The 15,850-nt window shown below is 35.6% G+C and carries 21 protein-coding genes; 18 read left to right on the top strand and 3 right to left on the bottom strand.

The window, feature by feature from the left end; genetic code table 11:
• The first annotated feature begins 13 nt into the window (after nucleotides 1-13).
• The 15 genes from rpoC (at nucleotide 14) to EGX70_RS06910 (ending at nucleotide 12,071) form a co-directional block, all read left to right on the top strand.
• Nucleotides 14-3,664 (top strand): DNA-directed RNA polymerase subunit beta', encoded by a 3,651-nt coding sequence (gene rpoC, locus EGX70_RS06985; RefSeq protein ID WP_000228729.1) that lies wholly within the window; start codon nucleotides 14-16, stop codon nucleotides 3,662-3,664.
• Between the two features lie 113 nt (nucleotides 3,665-3,777).
• Nucleotides 3,778-4,143, top strand: a complete 366-nt coding sequence (locus tag EGX70_RS06980; RefSeq protein ID WP_000285373.1) for a DUF1033 family protein — start codon at nucleotides 3,778-3,780, stop codon at nucleotides 4,141-4,143.
• A 172-nt stretch (nucleotides 4,144-4,315) separates the two neighbouring features.
• A complete protein-coding gene (gene comGA, locus EGX70_RS06970; RefSeq protein WP_000250805.1) occupies nucleotides 4,316-5,287 on the top strand; it encodes a competence type IV pilus ATPase ComGA in 972 nt (323 codons plus the stop codon).
• Nucleotides 5,181-6,224: a competence type IV pilus assembly protein ComGB gene (comGB, locus tag EGX70_RS06965; RefSeq protein ID WP_301182249.1), complete on the top strand. Its 1,044-nt coding sequence runs from the start codon at nucleotides 5,181-5,183 to the stop codon at nucleotides 6,222-6,224. The genes comGA and comGB overlap by 107 nt, the downstream gene beginning before the upstream one ends.
• A complete protein-coding gene (comGC, locus tag EGX70_RS06960; RefSeq protein ID WP_000793380.1) occupies nucleotides 6,221-6,550 on the top strand; it encodes a competence type IV pilus major pilin ComGC in 330 nt (109 codons plus the stop codon). The genes comGB and comGC overlap by 4 nt, the downstream gene beginning before the upstream one ends.
• Nucleotides 6,525-6,938: a competence type IV pilus minor pilin ComGD gene (gene comGD / locus EGX70_RS06955; RefSeq protein WP_000244261.1), complete on the top strand. Its 414-nt coding sequence runs from the start codon at nucleotides 6,525-6,527 to the stop codon at nucleotides 6,936-6,938. Before comGC ends, comGD begins: the two co-directional genes overlap by 26 nt.
• Complete coding sequence (comGE, locus tag EGX70_RS06950; RefSeq protein WP_000234804.1) at nucleotides 6,910-7,209, top strand: competence type IV pilus minor pilin ComGE; 300 nt, start codon at nucleotides 6,910-6,912, stop codon at nucleotides 7,207-7,209. Before comGD ends, comGE begins: the two co-directional genes overlap by 29 nt.
• A complete protein-coding gene (comGF, locus tag EGX70_RS06945; protein ID WP_001878820.1) occupies nucleotides 7,163-7,624 on the top strand; it encodes a competence type IV pilus minor pilin ComGF in 462 nt (153 codons plus the stop codon). Before comGE ends, comGF begins: the two co-directional genes overlap by 47 nt.
• Nucleotides 7,602-7,973, top strand: a complete 372-nt coding sequence (comGG, locus tag EGX70_RS06940) for a competence type IV pilus minor pilin ComGG (RefSeq protein WP_000601104.1) — start codon at nucleotides 7,602-7,604, stop codon at nucleotides 7,971-7,973. Before comGF ends, comGG begins: the two co-directional genes overlap by 23 nt.
• Nucleotides 7,974-8,087: 114 nt before the next feature.
• The gene (locus tag EGX70_RS06935) at nucleotides 8,088-9,062 is read left to right on the top strand and encodes a class I SAM-dependent methyltransferase (protein WP_123948044.1); all 975 of its coding nucleotides are present in this window, start codon (nucleotides 8,088-8,090) and stop codon (nucleotides 9,060-9,062) included.
• Nucleotides 9,063-9,093: 31 nt separating this feature from the next.
• Nucleotides 9,094-10,287, top strand: coding sequence for an acetate kinase (locus EGX70_RS06930; RefSeq protein WP_000047534.1), 1,194 nt, complete (start codon nucleotides 9,094-9,096; stop codon nucleotides 10,285-10,287).
• A 151-nt stretch (nucleotides 10,288-10,438) separates the two neighbouring features.
• On the top strand, nucleotides 10,439-10,645 hold the full coding sequence (locus EGX70_RS06925) for a helix-turn-helix transcriptional regulator (RefSeq protein ID WP_000798241.1): 207 nt from the start codon (nucleotides 10,439-10,441) through the stop codon (nucleotides 10,643-10,645).
• 58 nt (nucleotides 10,646-10,703) lie between these two features.
• Complete coding sequence (locus EGX70_RS06920; RefSeq protein WP_001865900.1) at nucleotides 10,704-10,841, top strand: hypothetical protein; 138 nt, start codon at nucleotides 10,704-10,706, stop codon at nucleotides 10,839-10,841.
• A gap of 40 nt (nucleotides 10,842-10,881) precedes the next feature.
• Nucleotides 10,882-11,337 carry a hypothetical protein gene (locus EGX70_RS06915; protein WP_000905673.1) on the top strand — a complete coding sequence of 152 codons (456 nt, stop codon included), beginning with the start codon at nucleotides 10,882-10,884 and terminating at the stop codon, nucleotides 11,335-11,337.
• A gap of 68 nt (nucleotides 11,338-11,405) precedes the next feature.
• Entirely contained in the window at nucleotides 11,406-12,071 is a 666-nt protein-coding gene (locus EGX70_RS06910; RefSeq protein WP_000008113.1) for a CPBP family intramembrane glutamic endopeptidase, read from the top strand.
• Nucleotides 12,072-12,091: 20 nt separating this feature from the next.
• Here EGX70_RS06910 and proC read toward each other — a convergent pair whose 3' ends face one another.
• The 3 genes from proC to EGX70_RS06895 form a co-directional block, all read right to left on the bottom strand.
• A complete protein-coding gene (gene proC, locus EGX70_RS06905; RefSeq protein ID WP_001865901.1) occupies nucleotides 12,092-12,862 on the bottom strand; it encodes a pyrroline-5-carboxylate reductase in 771 nt (256 codons plus the stop codon).
• 69 nt (nucleotides 12,863-12,931) lie between these two features.
• Entirely contained in the window at nucleotides 12,932-13,999 is a 1,068-nt protein-coding gene (pepA, locus tag EGX70_RS06900) for a glutamyl aminopeptidase (protein ID WP_001281323.1), read from the bottom strand.
• 184 nt (nucleotides 14,000-14,183) lie between these two features.
• The gene (locus EGX70_RS06895; RefSeq protein WP_000660180.1) at nucleotides 14,184-14,423 is read right to left on the bottom strand and encodes a hypothetical protein; all 240 of its coding nucleotides are present in this window, start codon (nucleotides 14,421-14,423) and stop codon (nucleotides 14,184-14,186) included.
• A gap of 160 nt (nucleotides 14,424-14,583) precedes the next feature.
• Here EGX70_RS06895 and EGX70_RS06890 point away from each other — a divergent pair, with 160 nt between their 5' ends.
• From EGX70_RS06890 to ytpR, 3 genes are read left to right on the top strand one after another with little or no spacing between them, the layout of a single operon-like run.
• Nucleotides 14,584-14,868, top strand: coding sequence for a DUF4651 domain-containing protein (locus EGX70_RS06890; protein ID WP_123948042.1), 285 nt, complete (start codon nucleotides 14,584-14,586; stop codon nucleotides 14,866-14,868).
• On the top strand, nucleotides 14,865-15,188 hold the full coding sequence (locus EGX70_RS06885; protein WP_000602781.1) for a thioredoxin family protein: 324 nt from the start codon (nucleotides 14,865-14,867) through the stop codon (nucleotides 15,186-15,188). The genes EGX70_RS06890 and EGX70_RS06885 overlap by 4 nt, the downstream gene beginning before the upstream one ends.
• Before the next feature lie 32 nt (nucleotides 15,189-15,220).
• Nucleotides 15,221-15,847, top strand: coding sequence for a YtpR family tRNA-binding protein (gene ytpR, locus EGX70_RS06880; RefSeq protein WP_000578328.1), 627 nt, complete (start codon nucleotides 15,221-15,223; stop codon nucleotides 15,845-15,847).
• The last annotated feature ends 3 nt before the right edge of the window (nucleotides 15,848-15,850 follow it).

Raw genomic sequence — 15,850 nt, 5'->3', positions numbered from 1 at the left:
AAAGGTAAAACTAGTGGTTGACGTAAATCGTTTTAAAAGTATGCAAATCACATTAGCATCACCAAGTAAGGTCCGTTCATGGTCTTATGGTGAAGTTAAAAAACCTGAAACAATCAACTACCGCACATTGAAACCAGAACGTGAAGGACTTTTTGATGAAGTTATTTTTGGTCCAACAAAAGATTGGGAATGTGCGTGTGGAAAATACAAACGTATTCGTTACAAAGGAATCATTTGTGACCGTTGTGGCGTTGAAGTAACCCGTGCAAAAGTTCGTCGCGAACGTATGGGACATATCGAGTTAAAAGCACCAGTATCTCATATCTGGTATTTCAAAGGTATCCCATCGCGTATGGGGCTCACATTGGATATGAGTCCTCGTGCACTTGAAGAAGTTATTTATTTTGCGGCTTATGTTGTTATCGATCCAATGGACACACCATTAGAACCGAAGTCACTCCTTACTGAGCGTGAATACCGTGAAAAACTTCAAGAGTACGGTTACGGTTCGTTTGTTGCTAAAATGGGTGCTGAAGCCATTCAAGATCTTCTTAAACGCGTTGATTTAGATGCAGAAATCGCAGTTCTTAAAGAGGAGTTGAAATCAGCGACAGGTCAAAAACGTGTGAAAGCAGTTCGTCGTCTGGATGTGTTAGATGCCTTTAAAAAATCTGGAAATAAACCAGAATGGATGGTTCTTAACATTTTACCGGTTATCCCACCGGATCTTCGTCCGATGGTTCAATTAGATGGTGGTCGTTTTGCGGCATCAGACTTGAATGACCTTTACCGCCGTGTTATTAACCGTAACAATCGTTTGGCACGTTTGTTGGAATTAAATGCTCCTGGCATCATCGTTCAAAATGAAAAACGTATGTTACAAGAAGCTGTTGATGCGCTTATCGACAATGGTCGTCGTGGTCGTCCAATTACCGGACCAGGTAGTCGTCCTTTGAAATCATTAAGCCATATGCTTAAAGGTAAACAAGGTCGTTTCCGCCAAAACTTGCTTGGTAAACGTGTTGACTTCTCTGGACGTTCCGTTATTGCTGTTGGTCCAACACTCAAAATGTACCAATGTGGTGTACCACGTGAAATGGCTATTGAGCTCTTCAAACCTTTTGTAATGCGTGAAATCGTTGCTCGTGACCTCGCAGGGAACGTTAAAGCAGCTAAACGTATGGTTGAACGTGGGGACGAGCGTATTTGGGACATCTTAGAAGAAGTTATTAAAGAGCACCCAGTACTTCTAAACCGTGCACCTACTCTTCACAGATTAGGTATCCAAGCGTTTGAACCTGTCCTTATTGATGGTAAGGCGCTTCGTCTTCACCCACTTGTATGTGAGGCCTACAATGCTGACTTTGATGGAGACCAAATGGCCATCCACGTTCCATTGTCTGAAGAAGCCCAAGCAGAAGCTCGTCTTTTGATGCTTGCTGCAGAGCACATCCTTAACCCTAAAGATGGTAAGCCAGTCGTAACACCATCTCAGGACATGGTTTTAGGAAATTACTACCTGACTATGGAAGATGCTGGTCGTGAAGGTGAAGGCATGATTTTCAAAGATCATGACGAAGCAGTTATGGCATATCAAAATGGTTATGTTCATTTACATACACGTGTTGGTATCGCTGTTGATTCAATGCCGAATAAGCCTTGGACAGAAGAGCAAAAACATAAAATCATGGTTACAACAGTTGGTAAGATTCTCTTCAACGATATCATGCCTGAAGATTTACCGTACTTAATTGAACCTAATAATGCAAACTTGACAGAAAAAACTCCAGATAAATACTTCTTAGAGCCAGGTCAGGATATTCAAGCAGTTATTGATAACTTAGAGATTAATATTCCCTTTAAGAAGAAAAATCTTGGTAATATTATCGCAGAAACTTTTAAACGTTTCCGTACAACAGAAACTTCTGCTTTCCTTGACCGTTTGAAGGACCTTGGATATTATCATTCAACACTTGCTGGTTTGACTGTGGGTATTGCTGATATCCCAGTTATTGACAATAAAGCTGAGATTATTGATGCAGCTCACCACAGAGTTGAAGATATCAATAAAGCCTTCCGTCGAGGTTTGATGACTGAAGAAGATCGTTATGTTGCTGTTACAACAACATGGCGTGAAGCTAAAGAAGCACTTGAAAAACGTCTTATTGAGACACAAGATCCAAAGAACCCTATCGTTATGATGATGGACTCAGGAGCTCGTGGTAACATCTCAAACTTCTCACAACTTGCCGGTATGCGTGGTTTGATGGCTGCTCCTAACGGACGTATCATGGAATTGCCAATCTTATCAAACTTCCGTGAAGGTCTTAGTGTTTTGGAAATGTTCTTCTCAACTCACGGTGCGCGTAAAGGTATGACTGATACGGCCCTTAAGACAGCCGACTCAGGTTACCTTACTCGTCGTTTGGTTGACGTTGCCCAAGATGTTATTATTCGTGAAGATGACTGTGGAACAGACCGCGGTTTGACAATCACAGCAATTACAGATGGTAAAGAGGTTACTGAGACACTTGAAGAGCGTTTGATAGGACGTTATACTAAGAAGTCAATCAAACATCCTGAGACAGGTGAAATTCTCGTTGGTGCAGATACCTTAATTACTGAAGATATGGCTGCTAAAGTTGTTAAAGCGGGCGTTGAGGAAGTAACTATCCGATCAGTATTTACATGTAACACTCGCCATGGTGTTTGTCGTCACTGTTACGGTATTAACTTGGCAACAGGTGATGCTGTTGAGGTTGGTGAAGCAGTTGGTACTATTGCAGCTCAATCTATCGGTGAACCAGGGACACAGCTTACAATGCGTACCTTCCATACCGGTGGTGTTGCTTCAAATACTGATATTACACAAGGTCTCCCACGTATCCAAGAAATCTTTGAAGCACGTAACCCTAAAGGTGAGGCAGTTATTACTGAAGTTAAGGGTGAAGTCGTTGCAATTGAAGAAGACTCTTCAACACGTACTAAGAAAGTATTCGTTAAAGGTCAGACAGGTGAGGGAGAATACGTTGTTCCATTTACAGCACGTATGAAAGTTGAAGTTGGTGATGAAGTAGCTCGTGGTGCGGCCTTAACTGAAGGATCTATCCAACCAAAACGTCTCCTTGAAGTTCGTGATACTTTATCTGTTGAAACGTACCTACTTGCTGAAGTACAAAAAGTTTACCGTAGCCAAGGGGTAGAAATCGGAGATAAACACGTTGAGGTAATGGTTCGTCAAATGCTCCGTAAAGTTCGTGTCATGGATCCAGGAGATACAGATCTTCTTCCAGGTACACTTATGGATATTTCAGACTTTACAGATGCTAACAAAGATATTGTTATTTCTGGTGGAATCCCTGCGACAAGCCGTCCTGTCCTTATGGGTATTACTAAGGCTTCCCTTGAAACTAATTCATTCTTATCAGCTGCATCCTTCCAAGAAACAACACGTGTCCTTACAGATGCTGCTATCCGTGGTAAGAAAGATCACTTACTTGGTCTTAAAGAAAATGTTATTATCGGTAAAATCATTCCAGCGGGTACTGGTATGGCTCGTTACCGTAATATTGAACCACTTGCTGTTAATGAAGTTGAGATTATTGAAGGAACTCCTGTTGATGCAGAAGTTACGGAAGTATCAACACCTACAACAGAAGATTAATCAAAAAGAACTTGAGTTTAACTCAGGTTCTTTTTTTACAAGAATTTGGAATGAGCAGATATTTTTTATTTTATTCTTATTTTTTATATAATACTCTCTAAAGGAAGTGTATTATGTATCAAGTTGTAAAAATGTTTGGTGATTGGGAACCATGGTGGTTTATTGAAGGTTGGGAGGAAGATATTACTGAAATTGCTGAGTATGATACCTTATCAGAAGCTTTGCTCTATTTTCAAGAGGAGTGGGATAGGGGACAGGAAAAGTGGCCTTATTTTCAAAGTAAGTCTAGTTTGTTGGCAACGTTTTGGAGTATAAAAGAAAAACGTTGGTGTGAAGAATGTGATGAGTACCTCCAACAGTATCATTCCTTAATGTTATTGAAAGAATGGCAAGAAATTCCTAAGGAAGAATCTATTGAGCGATTTGAAGTATTTAATAAGATAGCTGAGTTGCCATCGGCATGTTCTTTAAATTTGTAATTAAAAGTAGTTTAAAAAAGTTAGATAGTTTTTATGGGGATATAATAGGTTTGTTCAGCCTCTGCTTCATAATATTTATGTTACTACCTCTCAAGAAATCATTGAAAAGATCTCACCAATTGGTGAGATTTTTTTATTTTATTTTCGAATATATGGTTAAGGAGGTTACGGGATGGTTCAATCATTAGCAAAGCAAGTCATTCATCAGGCAGTAGAAGTAAATGCTCAAGATATTTATATCATTCCCAAAGGTGATTGTTATGAACTCTATATGCGTATTGATGATGAAAGGCGGTTTATTGATGTTTTTGAGTTTAATAGGATGGCTAGTCTTATTAGTCACTTTAAATTTGTGGCAGGCATGAACGTTGGAGAAAAAAGACGAAGTCAATTAGGTTCTTGTGACTATGAACTGTCAGAGGGAAGACTGGTTTCATTACGACTATCGAGTGTGGGAGATTATCGTGGTCAAGAATCTTTAGTTATTCGTATTTTGTATTCAGGTCATCAGGACTTAAAATATTGGTTTGATAATATAAAGCAAATGAAGGAAGTACTGGGTATAAGAGGGCTATATCTTTTTTCCGGCCCTGTGGGGAGTGGTAAAACAACTCTCATGTATCAATTAGCTTCAGAAGTATTTAAAAATAAGCAAATTATCACGATTGAAGATCCGGTAGAAATCAAGAATGACAAGATGTTACAACTCCAATTGAATGAGGATATTGGAATGACTTATGATGCTTTAATCAAACTGTCTTTACGGCATCGTCCAGATATTTTAATTATCGGAGAGATTAGAGATCAAGCGACGGCCCGTGCTGTTATTCGTGCAAGTTTAACGGGAGTGATGGTTTTTTCTACTATTCATGCTAAAAGTATTCCCGGAGTCTATGATAGGCTTATAGAATTAGGGGTTAACTATCAAGAGTTAGAAAATAGTCTAAAATTAATAGCATATCAACGTTTAATTGGAGGAGGAAGCCTAATTGACTTTGAGACAGGTAATTTTAAAAAACACTCATCAGACAAGTGGAATAGACAAGTGGATATCTTGGCTGAAGAAGGACATATCAGTAAGAAACAGGCACAAGTCGAAAAAATTATCCCTCAAGAAACAACGGAAAGTAGTCCAACTTTTTAATAATCTTTTTGCTAGTGGTTTTTCTTTAACTGATATGGTCACCTTCTTAAAGAGGAGTAAGTTATTGTCTGATTGTTATACAGATAGTATGAATAAGGCATTATTAGAGGGAAAAGATTTATCAAAAATGTTAGGAGAGTTAGGTTTTTCTGACACTGTTATCACACAGGTTGCATTAGCTGATTTGCATGGTAACATTTCAAGGAGCCTACTAAAGATTGAGTCTTATTTAGCTAATCTTTTGTTAGTTAGAAAAAAAGTAATAGAAGTAGCTACTTACCCATTGATATTATTGTCTTTTCTGGTGCTAATTATGATTGGCCTTAGGAATTATTTAATGCCCCAATTAGGAGAAAATAATTTTGCAACTAGACTGATTACAAATGTGCCGAATATTTTCTTATTACTTTTAGCAGTTGTACTTATTTTTAGTTTAATATTTTATATTATTCAAAAGCGATTGTCGCGCATTAAAGTAGCTTGTTTTTTAACAACAATTCCCTTAGTTGGATCATATGTTAAGCTTTATTTAACTGCTTACTATGCCCGTGAGTGGGGAAATTTATTAAGTCAAGGTATTGAATTGGACCAAATTGTTAAAGTAATGCAAAATCAGAAATCCAAACTTTTTAGGGAAATAGGATATGACATGGAAGAAGGTTTTCTATCAGGTAAAGCATTTCACCAAAAAGTATTAGACTATCCGTTTTTCTTAACTGAGCTTAGTTTAATGATTGAATATGGCCAAGTTAAGGCGAAATTAGGAACAGAGTTAGATATATATGCTGATGAGAAGTGGGAGGATTTTTTTACAAAATTAGCTAGAGCGACCCAGTTAATCCAACCCGTTATTTTAATTTTTGTAGCTCTTATCATTGTTATGATTTATGCAGCAATGCTGTTACCAATGTATCAAAATATGGAGATATTATCATGAAAAATTTATTGTTAAAATGTAAGGATAAGAAGGTTAAAGCATTTACACTTTTAGAAATGTTAGTTGTTTTGATCATTATTTCGGTCTTGTTGTTATTGTTTGTACCCAATTTATCAAAACAAAAGGAAAGTGTCACAAGAACTGGAAATGCCGCTGTTGTCAAGGTTGTAGAAAGTCAAGCCGAACTTTTTGAACTGCAAGAAACAGGTAGAAAAGCTAGTTTATCCACTCTAAAATCTGGAGGATATATTACTGAAAAGCAAGAAAAAGCCTATTTAGATTATTATAAAGACAGTTCCAATGGTTCTCAGAAAATTTCAAGTTAAAGCATTTACTGTTTTGGAGAGCCTTATTGTATTATCAGTAGTGGCATTTATGACGTTAGTATTTTCAACATCATTTAATAATATTTTTAGGCAGGTTGAAGAAACAATTTTCTTCATATCCTTTGAACATCTTTATAGAGATACTCAGAAATTGAGTGCATTTGGTCAGAAGAAACAAACCCTTACAATCTCTCATAATTATCTCGAAAATACTTATGAGAGACTTTATTTACCTAAAACTGTAAAAGTAGTCAAAAGTGATACACTTGCATTTGACACTAATGGAGGGAATTCAAGCTTGGCAAAAATTCAATTTGAATGTTATAGAAAAACTGTCACGTATCAATTATATATAGGAAGTGGTAATTATCGTAAGAAAGAAAATTAGAGCCTATATTTTACTGGAAAGCCTAGTGGGATTAGCTATTTTAGTTACTATTACAAGATTAGTAATAAGTGAAATAAATCGTCAACAATCCCATATTGCAAGAAGGCAACATGAGCAAGAAGTATTGATATTAGCTAGAATGGCTGTGCAAACTGATCAAAAAATATTAGAAGCAAATGGTGTTAATATTCGTATTGAAGAAAGTAAAAATAAAATTGTGCTCTTTGAAGATAATAAGGAAATTTTGCACGTATCAAAAGTTAAGGGTTAAAGCATTTACGCTTTTAAAATGTTTGGTAGCATTGGTTACAATCACAGGAGCTTTACTAGTTTATCAAGGACTGACAAAATTGTTGGCTCAACAGATAGTAGTGATGTCTTCTTCCAGTCAGTCTGAATGGGTGTTATTAACTCAGCAACTAAATGCAGAATTTGAAGGCGCTCATCTGGAATATTTAAGACAGAACAAACTTTATTTACGTAAGCAAGATAAGATTGTAACCTTTGGCAAATCTAATAAAGATGATTTCCGTAAGACAGGTTATGATGGTCGAGGTTATCAACCAATGGTTTATGGGTTAGACAATTGTCAAATGAGTCAGACCAAAAGTATGGTAAAACTTGTTTTTTATTTTAAGGACGGGTTAAAAAGGACATTTTACTATGATTTTAAAGAAGAAACTTAAAGCTGGCATCCTTTTGCAAGCTATTGTATTGGCTGCTGTATTTACACTCGTCTTACAGTTTTATCTAGCAAGAATATTGGCAACAGAAAGACAGTATCATAGCCAAATTGAAGCAAGTAAAGCTTATTTAACAGCGCAGTTAGCTTATAAAACAATAGAAGGTGACTCCATATCAGGAAAATGTTATTTTACAGGAGGATATGCTTCATACCTCCAAGAAGGGAACTATTTACAAGTTAAGGTTACATTGGATAAGGGAGGAAACTATAACCATAAGTTTTATCGTAAAACAGACACTCTCCAAGTACCTCTCAAGTCTAATGATAATAAAGCAAGCCATAAACATTAAAAATATACAGTGATGAAATATTAGTAAGACAAGGTTTTGCTTAAAAACAGGATTTTTGTTTGCTTCTCTTTTCAGATGCTGTGTTTTTTGTTATGATAAATTCTGGAGGAAATCATGAATTTGGAAAAAATTGAGACAGCCTATGAGCTGATTTTAGAAAATATCCAAACGATTGAGAACCAATTAAAAACTCATATTTATGATGCCTTAATTGAACAGAACTCTTATTACCTTGGTTCAAGTTGTGATTTAGATATGGTTGTGGTGAATAACCAAAAATTACGTCAACTTGACTTAAGTCAAGAAGAATGGCGTCGCACTTTCCAGTTCATTTTTATCAAATCTGCGCAAACAGAGCAATTACAAGCTAATCATCAGTTTACGCCAGATAGTATTGGTTTTATCTTGTTATTTCTTTTGGAAGAATTAACGAGTCAAGAGACAGTGGATGTCTTGGAAATTGGAAGTGGAACTGGGAATTTAGCTCAGACTCTCCTCAATAACAGCTCGAAAGAGTTAAATTATATGGGCATTGAAGTTGATGATCTTTTGATTGATCTATCAGCAAGCATTGCTGAAATTATAGGTTCTAGTGCCCAATTTATCCAAGAGGATGCTGTTAGACCACAAATTTTGAAAGAAAGCGATGTAATCATTAGTGATTTACCAGTTGGCTATTATCCTAATGATGGTATTGCTAAACGATATGCTGTATCAAGTTCTAAAGAGCACACCTATGCTCACCATCTATTGATGGAGCAATCTCTTAAATATTTGAAAAAAGATGGAATCGCTATATTTTTAGCACCCGAAAACCTTTTAACAAGTCCACAAAGTGATTTGCTGAAGGAGTGGTTAAAAGGATATGCAGATGTCATTGCCGTTTTAACTCTACCAGAAACTATTTTTGGAAGTCGTCAAAATGCGAAATCTATATTTGTTCTCAAGAAGCAAGCAGAACAAAAACCAGAAACCTTTGTATATCCGCTGACAGATTTGCAAAATCGTGAGAATATGGCAAACTTCATTGAAAATTTTCAAAAATGGAGCAGAGAAAATAGTCATTACTCAAAAAATATGATAAAATAGAGATTGTGAAAACGCTTTAGAGAGGTAAATTATGTCAAAAACAATAGCAATTAATGCTGGAAGTTCAAGTTTGAAATGGCAATTATATGAAATGCCAGAGGAGAAAGTAGTTGCCAAAGGGATTATCGAACGTATTGGTTTGAAAGATTCTATTTCGACTGTAAAATTTGACGATAAAAAAGATGAACAAATTTTAGATATCGTAGATCATACCCAAGCTGTTAAAATTCTTTTAGAAGATCTAACAAAACATGGTATTATCAAAGACTTTAATGAAATTACAGGTGTTGGTCATCGTGTCGTTGCTGGTGGTGAATATTTTAAAGAGTCTGCTTTAGTAGATGATAAAGTTGTAGAACAGGTTGAAGAATTATCAGCTTTAGCTCCACTCCACAACCCAGCAGCTGCAGCAGGGATTCGTGCGTTTAGAGAAATCTTACCAGATATCACGAGTGTATGTGTATTTGATACAGCCTTCCATACAACAATGCAACCTCATACCTACTTATATCCAATCCCACAAAAGTACTATACTGATTATAAAGTACGTAAATACGGTGCACACGGGACAAGCCACCAATACGTTGCACAAGAAGCAGCTAAGCAATTAGGACGTCCTTTAGAAGAATTAAAATTAATCACAGCACATGTGGGTAATGGTGTTTCTATTACAGCAAATTATCATGGACAGTCTATTGATACATCAATGGGATTCACACCACTTGCAGGACCAATGATGGGAACACGTTCAGGAGACATTGATCCTGCGATTATCCCTTATCTTGTAGCTAATGATCCAGAATTGGAAGATGCAGCAGCTGTTGTTAATATGCTTAACAAACAATCAGGATTGCTTGGAGTATCAGGAACTTCAAGTGATATGCGAGATATTGAAGCAGGTCTTCAAAGTAAAGATCCAAATGCAGTGTTAGCCTATAATGTCTTTATTGACCGTATTAAGAAATTTATTGGACAATACTTGGCAGTATTAAATGGCGCGGATGCTATTATTTTTACTGCAGGTATGGGAGAAAATGCGCCATTAATGCGTCAAGATGTTATCGCAGGATTATCATGGTTTGGCATTGAACTTGATCCAGAAAAAAATGTTTTTGGTTATTTTGGAGATATCACAAAACCAGATTCAAAAGTGAAGGTTTTAGTTATTCCTACTGATGAAGAATTAATGATTGCGCGTGACGTTGAGCGCCTTAAAGCTAAATAAGTTATCAAAAAATTGATAAGACCAGAAAAGTTGATAGTTTAACTATCAACTTTTTTGTCTTTTGAACAGATATGTAAAATGTACTTGACAAAAAATGTATAGTTAACTATACTATGAATGTAAAGCTAACTATACAAAAAAGGTGTAAGATATGAAAAATTCTCTACAAAAGTTACGAAAATCTAGGAAATTAAGTCAAGCAGAACTTGCAGTTGCACTTGGAGTTACTAGGCAAACTATTATTTCTCTAGAAAAAGAGAAATACACGGCATCTTTGGAGCTAGCATTTAAGATAGCGCGTTATTTTGATAAACAAATTGAGGAAGTTTTTATTTATACAGAAAGTGAAGGAGGATAGAATTTTAATGGAAAAATACAGTCCACAAAAGACAAAAGGTTAAAAGTTAATCTGTAATATGTCAAGGATGTGGACTATTGATTTTTGTCCACCAATCGTTTACCAGCAATATGTTTTTATCATTACTATTAGTATTAGCATTGCGATGTCTATTTTTGCTATTTATCGCTATGCTTCATTGAAGAAAACGATATAATAGCTGATGATTAAATTGAAGTTTTAGAAAGTAGTATTCTATGTTAATAAAAGGATTATTGTCACCCAATAGTAAAGTATCTCCGAAGGATTACAAAGTATATATGAGAGTTTTGTCTTTTGTTTTTAGTGTATGTAGTTTGATTATGATAGTATCATCATTTCTACATACCTTTGAATCTAATTTTACTAAAGGTTTTTCCTTTGGTTCAGGTATTGCCTTATTTGCAGGAAGTTTTTATTTTTTGGTGATAACATTTAGTGAAAAGCGATTTCAACATTACTATACCAAAGTTTTTGATGAGCGTAATCAATTTATTGCTAATATGTCTTGTCGACTTCTTTTCCTTTTATCTGTCCTTGTTTTAGTGGTATTGTGTCTGATTAATGTCTGGTTTGGTATAACTTTTTCCTATGCAAAGTTCTTGCTATTGATACTCTCTTTTATTTTATATGGTTATTTATTAATTTACTTTATTTTACAGAAGTTATTGTGAGATAAGTCTATAAGATTTGAAAATATGTTATGATAGAAAAAAGTTAATAATTTATTTTGGAGGTTTTTGTGTCATTTATTATTAGAAAAGGCAAAATTTTAGCTTTGCTAATAGCATTTTTAGTTATTAATCAACTTGTTCCTATATTGGCTGTGTGGCTCCTAAAGAATCACTATCAAACGCCTTTTACTAGTATATTGTTGATTGGCTTAGAATTACTTATTATTGCTCTTTTCCTTTATTATGCCAAGGTTAAACAAATAATCAGATGGAAAGCATTATTGACAAGGAAAGCATTAGTTACTATTCTCTTAGGTTGGTTATCATTGAGGGTTCCACAAATTATTGGTTACCTCATTATGACTATGCAAGGGGTTAAAGATACAGCAAATCAAACAGTAATTATGGAATTAACAAAGCAACTTCCACTAGCTTTGATGTTAATTTTTGCCATAATTGGTGCCCCTATTATGGAAGAAATTATATTTCGCTATATTATCCCTAAAGAACTTTTTGCGAAACATCAAAAATGGGGTTTTGTCATCGGTACTTTAGCTTTTGCTCTTATTCATTCCCCTTCTGATATAGGTAGTTTTATTATTTATGCTGGGATGGGTGCTATTTTATCTTTTGTTTATTATAAAACTGAGCACTTAGAATATAGTATAATGATTCATTTTATTAACAATGCTCTTGCTTATAGCGTGTTAATCAGTACAATGATGAATAACTAAAAAAACTTTGAGCAATTTGCTCAAAGTTTTTTTGCTTTCTCAATAGTAGCATCAATGGCAGAAATAACACTATGCGTCAGACCATTTTTTTCTAAGTCTAAAAGGCCAGCAATAGTAGTTCCGCCTGGGCTACAAATGTTGTCGATTAAGTCAGAGGTGCTATTTTGTCCTTGTAATAGGTTTTGACTAGAAGCTAAGACAGTCTGTCCTACAATAGAGAGTGCTTGTTCTTTTGGAAATCCATATTTTACACCTGCTTTAGCTAAGGCTTCTATAAATAGATAGATATAGGCAGGGCTAGAACCTGCTAGAGCAGTGAAGGTATCAAAATTGGTTTCTGCTATATCAAAGCTACTTCCAAAACTATCCGTAATTTCTTTGGCTAATTGTCGTAACTCATCTGATACATGATTGTTGTAACAAATAGCTGTGCAACTTTGAAGTATTTGTGCGTTAATATTTGGCATAATACGAATCAATGGTAAATCAGAACGAGTTAATTGGCTTAAACGCGCTAAGGAGATTCCTGCTGCCATTGAGATGATTGGTTTTGTGATATCAAGTGGAAGAAGAACCTTTTCAAATAGTTGAGGTTTAATACCTAACATGATAATATCAGCTTGATTGATTAATGACTGATGAGATTCGGCGTAAGTAACATCAAGTCTTTCTGCAATTTCTTTTGAACGCTCTAAGCAAGATCCGGATATGATAATGTCATGTTGGGTTTGTTTGAGGCCTTGAATAATTGCACTGGCCATTTTTCCGACGCCGATAATTCCAATTTTCATAATGTTGATATGGGGATGAAAGGAGATACTAAAATGTGTCTACCTTATGAAACTCCCATCCTTTCTATCTTAATAACCTTTAATAATATCCACCGTCGAGCGGTCTAATTTGTTAACGATGGCCTGAAGGTAAGCTTGTGCTTGTAGAAAATCATCCATAGCGTAGAGTGTTTGATGAGAATGAATGTAGCGTGCACAGACACCGATAGTTGTAGAAGGAATACCACTATTTTTTAGGTGAGCAGCCCCAGCATCGGTACCACCATTTGCAGCATAATATTGGTATTTTATACCTGCTTCTTCAGCTGTTGTAAGTAAGAAATCTCTCATATCTTTAAGCATGATATGTCCGGGATCATAAAAACGGATTAAGGTTCCCTCTCCTATTTTGCCTTGTTCCCCATAAATATCTCCAGCTGGGGAACAATCGACAGCTAAGAAGATATCTGGGTTGAATTTAGTTGTTGAAACATGTGCGCCACGAAGTCCGACTTCTTCTTGAACATTTGCCCCAGCAATAAGTGTGTTGCTAAGACTTTGATCTTTTAAGCTTTTTAGCAATTCGGTCACCATAAGCACACCATAGCGATTATCCCAAGCTTTTGACATAATATGTTTTTGATTTGCAGTTAAAATGGTTTCAGATTTAGGAACAATGATATCGCCAGGAGCAATGCCAAAGCTTTCAGCTTCATTTTTATCTGTGAATCCTCCATCAAAAACAATGTCACTAATTTTGGGTAATGTTGTTCCACCGCTTTGTCCACGAAGAAAGTGAGGAGGAACTGAGCCTGATATAACAGGAATAGCATCACCAGAACGTGTGTAGAGGGTAAAGCGTTGTGAGCTGACTACTAGGGGATTCCATCCTCCAACCTCAAGTACACGAAATGTTCCATCTGGCTGAATATGACTAACCATAAAGCCGACTTCATCCATATGGGCAGCAACCATGACTTTAGGAGCATTAGTCTCATGAGTATTTTTAACTCCAAAAATTCCACCAAGTCCGTCTGTCTCAACTTGATCAACTAAAGGAGTTATTTCTTGACGAAGGAAGTTGCGGATATTGTGTTCATAGCCAGCAATCCCATCAAGCTCAGTTACGGTTTTAATTTTGTTAAATAAATCTGACATAATTACCTCAATTCTACAAATACTATTTTAGCACCTTTTAATTAAAAATAAAGAACAGAACAGGTTTCAGTCAATATAAAGACTTTCAAAAAGAATATCAAGTACTACCGGAAGACTGTTATGACTGACAAAGCCTATTATAGTGAAAACTGGGTTGAATACAACGGAGATAATGTTTATCGGCTTAAGCTAATAAAAAGGTAGATAGAAAAGATAATACGGCTAAAAAAGTGATAACCATAGCAATTAAAGTCAAATTTTTGGGGTGATTCTTATTGATTAAAAATGAAGTTGTGCAAAGCAGTATTAGCGTCACAATAGCAAAAAGTTCTCCATTTTGAAGACGAAATAAAAACCAGTGATCACCTAGGAAGAGTAGACCTAGCAAACAATTTAAAGCAGGTACTAATAATTTTTCTTTCATGTTTTTTCTTTCTGTTTGAATGATTAACCATAATGGTATCTTAAGACAATGTCATCCTATTATACCACAAGGAATAAGTTGTTTTTTTTCATAACTGTTATGTGGATTTCTTCCATCAATTCCTGTGTCTAATTCCGGGGGGTATGGTATAATAACAGTTATGAAAATTAAAAAAATCTTATTTGGGACTGGCCTTGCTGGTGTGGGTTTACTGGCAGCTGCTGGTTATACCCTAACTAAAAAAGTAACAGATTATAAACGTCAGCAAATCACTCAGACCTTAAGAGAATTTTTTAGTCAGATGGGTGATATTCAGGTATTTTATTTTAATGAATTTGAATCTGATATTAAAATGACCAGTGGTGGTCTTGTCTTGGAAGATGGCAGAATTTTCGAATTCATTTATCGTCAAGGTGTTCTTGATTATGTGGAGGTGAGCAAATGATTTTACCAGAATCTTATGAAGAAATAGCAGCCTATATTGATAGCACTAAGAAAGTTGTTTTCTTTTTTACAGCAGATTGGTGTCCAGATTGTCAATTTATATATCCAGTAATGCCATCAATTGAAAAAGATTTCTCAGATTTTGTCTTTGTACGTGTTAATCGTGATGACTATATAGAATTAGCTCAGCAGTGGAATATTTTTGGGATTCCGAGTTTCGTTGTTGTGGAAAATGGTCAGGAACTGGGTCGTTTGGTTAATAAGAATCGCAAAACAAAGGCTGAAATTACTAAATTTCTCGCTGAAATTAACTATAAATAAGACAGAAAATAGCAAAATTTAAAGGAGAATAAATGATTTTTACTTATAATAGAGAGCATGTTGGTGATACCTTAATGGTTATTGTTAAGGATAGTCAAGGAGCTAAGCTAGATGTTGATCGTCGCGGACAAGTAGCACGCGTCTATCTGCAAGATAGTAAAGAAACAGTTGCTTGGAATATCTTTGAAGTGTCAAGTTTAATTGTTATTGAGGGAGCAGGTCAAATAACTTTATCTGATCAAGATATTAAAATCCTTAATGCAGAACTACTGAAAGAAGGATTCGAAGACTCTCTTGTTAATAATATTGAACCTACATTTGTTGTGGCGCAAATTAAAGAAATGATTGATCATCCAGATAGTGACCATTTACATATCTGTCAAGCAGAAATCAACGATGGGAAGACGGTCCAAATCGTTTGTGGGGCACCTAATGCTTCAGTAGGTCTTAAAACAGTTGCAGCTCTTCCAGGAGCTATGATGCCAAATGGTAGCCTTATTTTCCCAGGAAAACTTCGTGGAGAAGATAGCTTTGGAATGTTATGTAGTGCTCGCGAGTTAGCTCTTCCAAATGCTCCTCAAGTCAGAGGTATCATTGAATTATCTGATCAGGTAATTGTTGGAGAGTCTTTCGACGCCAATAAACATTGGAAAAATTAGTAA

It is taken from the genome of Streptococcus sp. FDAARGOS_522 (assembly GCF_003812445.1).
Classification (GTDB): domain Bacteria; phylum Bacillota; class Bacilli; order Lactobacillales; family Streptococcaceae; genus Streptococcus; species Streptococcus agalactiae.
This window is presented reverse-complemented; position numbering and strand designations above follow the sequence as displayed.